The sequence below is a fragment of the Galactobacter sp. genome, assembly GCF_022712295.1.
Classification (GTDB): Bacteria; Actinomycetota; Actinomycetes; order Actinomycetales; family Micrococcaceae; genus Galactobacter.
On the sequence record NZ_JALAGT010000182.1, the window covers coordinates 1 to 9,209 of the forward strand.

General features: G+C 66.9%; 11 protein-coding genes. 8 read left to right on the forward strand and 3 right to left on the reverse strand.

Annotated elements, in window-relative coordinates; genetic code table 11:
* Nucleotides 1–31 precede the first annotated feature (31 nt).
* A complete protein-coding gene (locus Q0A15_RS13085) occupies nucleotides 32–1,279 on the forward strand; it encodes an ABC transporter substrate-binding protein (RefSeq protein ID WP_291279968.1) in 1,248 nt (415 codons plus the stop codon).
* 124 nt (nucleotides 1,280–1,403) lie between these two features.
* Here the strand turns inward: Q0A15_RS13085 and Q0A15_RS13090 are convergent, their stop codons facing one another.
* Genes Q0A15_RS13090 through Q0A15_RS13100 form a run of 3 tightly spaced genes read right to left on the reverse strand, consistent with a single transcriptional unit; the run spans nucleotide 1,404 to nucleotide 4,159 of the window.
* Nucleotides 1,404–2,345: a C-terminal binding protein gene (locus Q0A15_RS13090; RefSeq protein ID WP_291279969.1), complete on the reverse strand. Its 942-nt coding sequence runs from the start codon at nucleotides 2,343–2,345 to the stop codon at nucleotides 1,404–1,406.
* 36 nt (nucleotides 2,346–2,381) lie between these two features.
* Nucleotides 2,382–3,260, reverse strand: coding sequence for a formyltetrahydrofolate deformylase (gene purU, locus Q0A15_RS13095; RefSeq protein ID WP_291279970.1), 879 nt, complete (start codon nucleotides 3,258–3,260; stop codon nucleotides 2,382–2,384).
* 47 nt (nucleotides 3,261–3,307) lie between these two features.
* Nucleotides 3,308–4,159 (reverse strand): methylenetetrahydrofolate reductase, encoded by an 852-nt coding sequence (locus Q0A15_RS13100; RefSeq protein ID WP_291279971.1) that lies wholly within the window; start codon nucleotides 4,157–4,159, stop codon nucleotides 3,308–3,310.
* A gap of 207 nt (nucleotides 4,160–4,366) precedes the next feature.
* Here Q0A15_RS13100 and Q0A15_RS13105 point away from each other — a divergent pair, with 207 nt between their 5' ends.
* From Q0A15_RS13105 to Q0A15_RS13135, 7 genes are all read left to right on the forward strand, one after another.
* Nucleotides 4,367–4,723 carry a protocatechuate 3,4-dioxygenase gene (locus Q0A15_RS13105; RefSeq protein WP_291279972.1) on the forward strand — a complete coding sequence of 119 codons (357 nt, stop codon included), beginning with the start codon at nucleotides 4,367–4,369 and terminating at the stop codon, nucleotides 4,721–4,723.
* On the forward strand, nucleotides 4,716–5,591 hold the full coding sequence (locus Q0A15_RS13110; RefSeq protein ID WP_291279973.1) for a class III extradiol dioxygenase subunit beta: 876 nt from the start codon (nucleotides 4,716–4,718) through the stop codon (nucleotides 5,589–5,591). Before Q0A15_RS13105 ends, Q0A15_RS13110 begins: the two co-directional genes overlap by 8 nt.
* The gene (locus Q0A15_RS13115; protein WP_291279974.1) at nucleotides 5,588–6,298 is read left to right on the forward strand and encodes an alpha/beta fold hydrolase; all 711 of its coding nucleotides are present in this window, start codon (nucleotides 5,588–5,590) and stop codon (nucleotides 6,296–6,298) included. The genes Q0A15_RS13110 and Q0A15_RS13115 overlap by 4 nt, the downstream gene beginning before the upstream one ends.
* A 10-nt stretch (nucleotides 6,299–6,308) precedes the next feature.
* A complete protein-coding gene (locus tag Q0A15_RS13120) occupies nucleotides 6,309–6,587 on the forward strand; it encodes a muconolactone Delta-isomerase (protein ID WP_291279975.1) in 279 nt (92 codons plus the stop codon).
* Nucleotide 6,588: 1 nt separating this feature from the next.
* Complete coding sequence (locus Q0A15_RS13125) at nucleotides 6,589–7,347, forward strand: SDR family NAD(P)-dependent oxidoreductase (RefSeq protein ID WP_291279976.1); 759 nt, start codon at nucleotides 6,589–6,591, stop codon at nucleotides 7,345–7,347.
* Between the two features lie 76 nt (nucleotides 7,348–7,423).
* The gene (locus Q0A15_RS13130) at nucleotides 7,424–8,710 is read left to right on the forward strand and encodes a histidine kinase (RefSeq protein WP_291279977.1); all 1,287 of its coding nucleotides are present in this window, start codon (nucleotides 7,424–7,426) and stop codon (nucleotides 8,708–8,710) included.
* On the forward strand, nucleotides 8,707–9,209 hold a 503-nt coding region (locus Q0A15_RS13135), incomplete at its 3' end, for a response regulator transcription factor (protein WP_291279978.1). The genes Q0A15_RS13130 and Q0A15_RS13135, both read left to right, overlap by 4 nt.

The window sequence follows — 9,209 nt, forward strand, 5'->3', positions numbered from 1 at the left end:
CCCGGAGAGGGACCCACGAAAGGCAGAATCAATGTCGATTCTCAACAAGAAACCCCTGACCCTGGCCGCGGCCACCGTGGCCATCGGTGCCCTGGCTCTGACCGGCTGTGCCCGCGGCGGCGGTTCCCGTGACGCCGGCGGGGACAGCCCCGGCATCACGGACAAGACCATCACCCTCGGCGTCACCACCCCCCTGAGCGGCACCACGGCAGGTCCCGGTACCTGCACGGTGGCGGGCCTGAAGGCCTACATGGGCCACGCGAATGCCGAGGGCGGCATCAAGTTCGGGGACGGCAAGACCCGCAAGGTCAAGATCAAGACCGCGGACGACGCCTACGATCCGCAGAAGGCCTCCTCCAACTACCAGTCCCTCAAGGGCGACGTCTTCGCCATCACCTCCGGTCTCGGTACGCCCACCAACCTGGCCTATCACGAGGCGGCTCAGGCCGATCACGTTCCCCAGGTCCTGGTGATGACCGGTGATCCCACCTTCGATGACCAGAAGAAGAGCCCCTGGTCCCTGGGCGGCGTCCCGATCTACCAGAACGAGGGCGAGGCCCTGGGCAAGGCGCTGGCCGCCTCCGGGAAGAAGCACACCGTAGCCGTCCTGTCCCAGAACGACGACTATGGGAAGGGGTACGTGGAGGGCTTCAAGCAGGGCATCAAGGGCTCCTCCAACATCAAGATCGTGAAGTCACTGACCTACGAGGCCACCGATACGTCCGTGGACTCCCAGATCACGCAGCTGGCCAACACCAAGGCGGACACGGTCCTCAACGCCATGTCCGTGACGCCGCTGATGATCTCCAGCCTCAAGCGTGCCCAGAGCATCGGCTGGAAGCCCAGCTGGCTGCTGCCCTCCAACACGTCCAGCCCGGCGTCCATCCTGGCCCCGTCCAAGGCGTCCAACTACCCGGGCGTGTACTCGGTGTCCTTCTCCAAGGCCCCGGCCTCCCCCGAGTTCTCCGGTGACGCCGACGTGAAGACGTTCCTGTCCGACCTGAAGGAGTACGCGGACTACAAGGAGTCCCCGGCCTTCCCACACTGCATGTGGAGCTACATCAACGGCGCCACACTGGAGCAGGCCTTCGAGAACATGAAGGAGCCCACCAGGGATTCCTTCATGGACGCCCTGCGCGACATCAAGGACTTCCAGGCGCCGCTGATGTTGGACGGCACGTCCGTGGACACCACGGTGGACGGCCAGCCGTCTGTCTCCTCCGTGGTGGTGCAGAAGTACAACGGCAAGGGTTACGACACGGTCGAGAAGGTGGACTGACCTCCCGTTTCTCTGCCGAGGCCCGACGACGCGGGGCGCCATTCGTACGAATGGCGCCCCGCGTCGTCGGGCCTCTTGATCGGCGCCTGCGGCGCCACTGCTGTGCTGGCGCGCCGCGTCCGCGCTAGGACACGGTATTGGCCGGCTCGCGGCCGGTGAGGACGTCGACGACGCTGCGCGCGGCCTGGTCCGCCAGCGAGGCGATGGACTCGTCCGAATAGAAGGCGACATGCGGAGTGACGATGGTGCGCGGATGCTCCAACACCGCGTGGCCGGCTGCGGATTCGGCATCGTCCACCATGTCCAGGCCCGCGCCGGCGATGGGCCCGTCGTTCAGGGCCTGGGCGAGAGCGGCCGTGTCCACGATCGGTCCACGGGCGGTGTTGATGAGGAACGATCCGGGGCGCATCGCGGCCAGGAATTCATGATTCACCAGGTGCCTCGTGCCGTCGGTCAGAGGTAGGTGGAGCGAGACGTAGTCTGCCTCGGCCAGGAGCCGGGGCAACGGCACAGAGCCGTCCCTACCCGAGGGATGATGCATCAGGACGCTCATGCCCAAGGCCGTGGCACGCTGTTCCACGGCCCGGCCGATCCTACCTCCGCCGATCAGGCCGAGGGTGCGGCCACTGATCCGCCGGGTCCCCAGCCCGGTGTCCAGCGCCGAGCCACCGCCCCGGCTTGCCCGGTCGTAGCTCGTGACGCCGCGCTCCAGGGCGAAGATCAGCGCAAGCGCGTGTTCAGCGACCTCGTCCACGCAGTACACCGGTACATAGGTCACGGGGATTCCTCGGGCCGTGGCAGCCCCGACATCGATGTTGTCGACTCCGGTTCCGTAACGCGCGATCACGCGCAGGCCCGTGCCGGCCGCTTCGATGACGCGCTCGGACACGTTCGCGAAACACGTGATGATGGCATCGGCACCGCGTGCCGCCTCGATCAACGACTCCTCGTCAGCTGCGGGCGCCTCCACGACATCGGCATCGAGCTCGGCAAGGATGCCACGCTCCACGCCGGTGTCCGGCCAGGTGTGGTCGGTGATCAGGACTTTCGGCCTCGGCTTCGTCATGAACACGATTGTCCTACGTCAAAGGACCGCCACAGATCAGTTGAAGACGATGGTGTGGTTGCCGTCGCGGATCACGCGGTCCTCGGCGTGCCATGTCACGGCGCGAGAGAGAACTTCGCGTTCGACGTAGGCTCCGCGGGCCTGCATGTCGTTGGCGGTCATGGAGTGGTCCACGCGGGCCACGTCCTGCTCGATGATGGGTCCCTCATCCAGGTCAGCCGTCACGTAATGAGCAGTGGCACCGATCAACTTCACGCCACGTTCCTTGGCCTTGCGGTAGGGGCCCGCGCCGATGAAGGCAGGAAGGAACGAGTGATGGATGTTGATGACGGGCACACCCACACGGTCCAGGAAGTCGTCGGAGAGCACCTGCATGTAGCGGGCCAGCACCACGAAATCCACGTTGCCCTTCAACAGTTCAATGATCTTGTCTTCGGACTCCTTCTTGTCCGGACCGGCCACGGACGGGACGTGGAAGAAGGGGATGTTGAAGGAACGCACATCGTCCACCACGTCCGTGTGGTTGGAGATGACCATGGGCACCGTCGCGGGAAGCTCGTTGCGGCGATGGCGCCACAACAAATCCAGGAGGCAGTGATCCGACTTGGACGCCAGGATCGCCATACGCTTGGGCACATTGGCGTTCGTCAGGCGGAACTTCATCCCGAGTGGTTCCAGGAACCTCCTCAGCGATGCCTCGATGTCAGGGATGGCTGCGGCCAGGTCGCGACGGTGGAACACCACCCGCTGGTAGAAGCTCCCCTCCTGCGGATCGGTGGTGTACTGATCCAGGCTGACGATGTTGCCTCCGGCCTCGGTGATCAGGTTGGTGATACCTGCCACCAGTCCGGGCTGGTCCGGACCGGACACGATCAACGTCCCGTGGTTCTTCCTGGCGTACTGGGTCTCACTCATTGCGGGGTCCTCTTGTCCTCTCCTGTGGAGTCAATCTGAAAACCGGTTCAGGCACCGGTGATGAACTTGTTGGCCCATTCAGCCGTGGCCTTCATGCCGCCGAATGTGTAGAAGTGGGTTCCCACCTCACCCGAGCGTGGATCCTTCTGCAGCAATTCTGACAGGGCGTTGACGAACTTGTCGGGTCCTGCGGTTCCCATCAGGTTGGTCAGGGAGAAGCCGTACTTCTTCACGATGCCGGCGGATGAACCCACGCCGAAACGTCGGGCGTAGTTGAGGAGCCGCTTGATGCCGGCCGGGCCGGGCGTGCCGATGCGGATCGGGGCCTCGACGCCGTGGGAGCGCACGTCGGCCACCCAGGCGGCGACGCGCTCCGCGTCGAACGCGAACTGGGTCAGGACCACCTGGCCCAAGCCCTGCTCGGCGAGCGCCTTGGTCTTCTCCTCCAGGTGGTACCAGAGGTCCTCCTCGCTGATGACCGGGGTCCCCTCCGGGTAGCCGGCCACGGAGACCTCCTTGACGCCGTACTCGGAGAACACTCCGGAGCGGATGAGGGACAGCGAGTCCTCGTATGGTCCCTCCGGCGTCGCCGGGTCGCCGCCCACGGCGAAGACGTGCTCGGTGGCTCCGACCTCCTGCAAAGCGGCCAAGAATTCGCGCAGTTGTGCCTCGGAGGCAATGCGCCGGGCCGAGATGTGAGGCACCGGCGTGAAGCCGAGTTCCTTCACGGCCTTCGCCGCGTTCACTCGCATGGCCAGGTCCTCGTTGCCGAGGAATGTGACGTTGATCTTGGTGCCTGCGGGGATGGCGGGCGCGGCCTCGCGCAGAGCGTCGACGTCCTTCCCTGTCATCTCCAGGGAGAAGTTCTGGATCAGGTTGAGTGCGGCGGGCGTGGGCATGGTGCGTCCTCGAATCGACCAAAGGGGAAAGGGCTTGGCTCGAGCCTAAGGCCCGCCCAGTACCGAGGGATGCGACAAATGACCTAGCGCGGGGCAGTCATTGGGCCGATGCTCGCCCCGCCCGCAGCCCCATAGATTCAAGGGAAACACCACATCCTGCGGCGCTGACCCTCCGCGGAGAACAGACACCGAAGAAAGGAGGCCGGCATGTCGAATTACACCCCTCGCGTGGAGGGCGCCTACATCTACGACACGGAGACCAGCCGCATTGGCCGTGGCCTGAACAAGATGCTCTATTCCCTCAAGGACCCGGCGAACCGCGAGGCCTTCTCGAAGGACGAGGCGGCCTACATCGACCGCTACCCGCTCACCCCGGAGCAGCGTCAGGCCGTGTTGGACCGTGACTGGAAGAAGCTCACCGACTCCGGCGCCACCATCTTCTACACGCTCAAGCTCGCCATCATCGACGGCTTGTCGGTCCAGGATCTGGGCGGCATCTACACGGGTATGACCACCGAGGAATTCAAGGCAGAACTGGCAGCAGGAGGACGGAAGTTTGGCTGAGATCATCTGGGGTCTTGCGACCTCCCACGTGCCTTCGATCGGCGCGGCCATGGACCGCGAGTTGACCGCGACCGACCAGTGGAAGGGCCTCTTCGAGGGCTACGCCCCGGCCCGCGCTTGGATGGCGGAGCACAAGCCCGACGTAGCAATCGTGGTCTACAACGACCATGCCAACGCCCTGGGCTTCGACATGGTCCCCACCTTCGGCATCGGCACCGCTGACCACTACGACGTGGCGGACGAGGGCTTCGGCCCCCGCCAGGTCCCCGACGTCATCGGTGACGCCGAGCTCTCCGAGCACCTGCTGGTGAGCCTCGTGGACGACGGCTTCGACCTGACCGTGATGCAGGAACTGGACGTTGACCACGGCCTCACCGTGCCGCTGTCCGTCTACACCCCGGATCCGGGGGATGCATGGCCGTGCAAGGTCATCCCGTTCGTGGTCAACGTTCTGCAGTTCCCGCAGCCCACCGCGAAACGCTGCCTGCAGTTGGGAGTCGCCCTCGGCAAGGCCATCCGTTCCTACCCCAAGGACATCAAGGTGGCGGTCTTCGGCACCGGCGGCATGTCCCATCAGCTGGCCGGCGCGCGTGCGGGCCTGATCAACGAGGAGTTCGACCGCGAGTTCCTCGAGAAGATCGAGACGGATCCCGAGGCCCTGGCCAACATCTCCCGTGGCGAATACGTGGAGAAGGCCGGCGCCGAGGGTATCGAGATGATCATGTGGCTCATCATGCGCGGCGCTCTCGGCGACGATATTCGCCGGATTCACGACACCTACTTCGTCCCGGCGTCCAACACGGCTGCGGCGCTGGCACTCTTCGAGCCCACCGACGAGCCCCATCCGGCGCTGGAGACGGTCTCGTGACCACGTTCGTCCTGATCCACGGCGCCTGGCACGGCGGCTGGTGCTGGGATCGTGTGGCCCCGCTGCTGCGTGCGGCGGGCCACGACGTCCTGACCCCGACCCTGACTGGCGTCTCCGACCGGGCCCATCTGCTCAGCCCCCAGGTGGGCCTGGACACCCACATCCAGGACGCGGTCTCCCTCGTCGAGGCTCACGATCTGGATGATGTGACCCTGGTGGGCCACAGCTATGGCGGCCAGGTCATCACCGGCGTGGCGGACAGGATCCCGGCCAGGATCTCCAAGCGCATCCACCTGGACGGCTTCATCGGTGACGGACGCTCGGCCTGGGCCCTGCAGCCGGAGGAGATCGCCCACCACTACGAGACCTCGGTCCACGAGTCAGGATTCGGCTGGCTGATCCCGCCACGCTCGCTGGCCAAGCTGGGCGTCACGGATCAGGCGGACATCGACTGGCTCACCCCGCGGCTGACCCCGCACCCGTGGAAGGCGTGGACCGACGAGCTCCCGCTCACCGGCGCCGTCAACGACGTCACCCCCGCCTACGTGGGCTGCGTGGGCTGGATGGCGGTCTTCCAGCCCTTCCTCGAGGCCGCCAAGGAGGACGGCTGGGATACCGTCGAATTGCAGACGGGTCACGAGGCCATGGTCACCGCACCGCGGGAGTTGGCCGACGCCCTCCTGGGCCTGGTGGACACGAAAGAGTAGAGGAGCACCCATGGAATTCCTGGTCAGGTTCGAGGCCTACCTCCCCGAGTCCTTGAGCGAGGAGCGGATCAAGGAGATCAAGTCCGCCGAGCGCGACCGCGCCATGCAGTTGCGCAGCGAGGGCATCCTGAAACGGCTCTGGCGCGTGCCGGGCCGCCGCGGGGTCGTGGGTCTGTGGGAGGCCGTGGACGCCACCGCCCTGCACGACGCCCTCGCTTCCCTTCCCCAGTTCCCCTGGATGGACGTCACCAGCGTGGAACCGCTCGCAACCCACCCGCAGGAGCGCTGACATGCCGGCTCCGGCTCCACGCCCGGTCCCGCATCGCCTGGACCACGTCACGTGCGTGGTCACGGGTGCCGCCCGCGGCATCGGGCGCGACCTCGCCGACCGGCTGGCCGCGGAGGGTGCGCATGTGGCCCTGCTGGATGTCCGCGAGCCGGAGCGGCCCCTCGGAGATGGGCAAAGTTACGTGCCTGCGGACGTGACGGACAAGGACCAGGTGGACACCGCCGTCGGGCATATTGTCCAAGAGCACGGAGGCGTGGACGTGCTCGTCAATGCCGCAGGCCTGGTCTCCGACCGGGACTCCCTGCTCAACACCGATGCGGAACGCATGCACCGCTTCTTCGACGTCAACGCCGTGGGAGCCCTGCACACCGTCCAGGCGTGCCACCCGCATCTCTCGGCCAGCGAGCGCGGGGGCCGGATCATCAACGTGGTCTCCCGGACGTTCTTCTCCGGCTCGGCGGGACAGCTGGCCTACGTTGCATCCAAGGGCGCGCTGGTGGGCATGACCCGCGTCATGGCGCTGGAGTTCGGCGGGGACGGGATCGCCGTCAACGGCATCATGCCGGGGCAGGTTTCCACGCCTGGAACGCGCCAGTTCTCCGGTGACGAGGTCATCGAAGCCACCATGAACAAGCAGGCCATCAAGGAGTTCGTCACGGGTGAGCACCTGGCCGGCATGGCGGCGTACCTGGCCTCCGACGACGGCGCCCTGGTGACGGGGCAGATGATGGTGTGCGATGGTGGCGGACTCCTCCGTTAGCCCCGCCTCGGGTACCCCGGTAGCGTTGCCTGCGAGCGAGGACACAGCCGTCCCCGCTCGCAGGGAGGGGGACACCGTGGCCAATGCAGCATGGTCGGGCAGCGAGCTCGAGACCATCCGACGTCGCGAATCGCGGTCTGCCGCCGTGGCTCGTACCGCCGCGAATGTGGCCTCCCGGCGATCCGTCCCCGCTACCCTGGAAGCCCTGGCCCGCGAGATCCAGGCCACCGACGGGCTCGTCGGCGTGCAGGTCCTCACCAATGAGCACGACGGCGAGACCCTGCACCTTCTCGGTTCCGCCGGCTTCCCCACAGAACGGCCCGGAGCCTTCTTCGCCAAGCTCATGGCCTGCCGCGACCGTGGCGCGGACCTGAAGATGTTGGACTCCTTCGCCTCCGGTGAGACCGTGGTGGTCCCCCACCGCTACCAGGTGGTCATGACGGATCCCGCCTGGGAACCCTTACGCGAGTACCACCGGTCCCCCGAGTGGGACGCGTTCGTCTCCGTGCCCATCAAGGCCCGCGACGAGGTCACCGGCGTCCTCAACGTGTACCTGGCCCCGGGGGAGGTGGTGGACGAGGACGGCCTCGACTTCCTGGCCTCCATGGCGGAACAGGCCGGCCTGGCCATCGACTACGCCCGCCTGTTGGAACGCGAACGCGACGCCGCCCGCCGCGAGGAACGCCGCTCACTGGCCGCAGATCTGCACGATTCCGTGGTGCAGCAGGTCTTCTCCATGGGCATGCTGGCCCGCACGCTCGGGATGCTGACCGACGGCTCGCACCAGGACGTGAGCAAGGCGCATCAACTGGCGGAGGATCTGCAGCACATCACGGCGGACGTCCTGGCCGATCTTCGTTCCATGGTCACGCAGCTGCGTCCGGTTCGTGCCACGGGCGACGGCCTGGCAGCCGCCCTGAGCGAGCTGGCCTCCAGGACCCATCGCCAGACGGGCGCTGTCATCGAGGTGGACGCGCCGTCCCCGGGCCCGGTGCTTGAGCCGGACCTCGCGGAGGACGTCTTCCTGATCGCGGCGGAGGCCATCCGCAACGCCATCAAGCACGCGCAGGCCGCACGGGTCAGGGTGAGCGTCGCGGCCCCGCCTGGGCGGCTGGAATTGACAGTGCACGACGACGGGGGCCCGGCCCGCGCCGGGGACGGCACCGAGGTGCCGTCCCCGGCTGCGGCGAGCACCGCCGTCGGGCACGATGTGCCCCACGATGGTGCCGGGCTGTCCATCATGCGTCAGCGCGGCGAGCGCTGGGGTGGGGTCGTGGACATCGACCTGGACGGGCCAGACGGAGGGCGCGTGAGCGTGAGCATTCCCCTGGAAACGGATGAGCCGGAGAGGCATGAGGCATGAGCGCATTGAATGTGGTGATCGTGGACGATCACGAGATCGTGCGCCGCGGGCTGTGCGCCTACCTGGACATCCTGGACGACATCACCGTGGTGGGGCAGGGTGGCAACGGTGAGGAGGCCGTTCGCGTGCTCACCGAGCTGGGGGCTGAGGACGCGCTGCCGGACGTGCTGCTGCTGGACCTCGTGATGCCGCGCATGGACGGCATGCAGACCCTCGCCGCCGTGCGCACGCGCTTCCCGAGCGTGGCCTCGGTGGTGTTGACCAGCTTCGGCGACGCGGACCGGGTGCAGGCCGCCCTCGATGCGGGGGCCAACGGCTACCTGCTCAAGGATGCAAGCCCGGACCAGGTGGCCGCGGCCGTGCGTGCCGTGGCGGGCGGAGAGGTCTACGTGGATCCGTCCGTGTCCGGGTCGCTGCTCAAGGCGCGTCGAACCGAGACGGACGCTTTGTCGCGGCTGACGGATCGCGAGCGCGGCGTCCTGAAGCTCGTGGGCGAGGG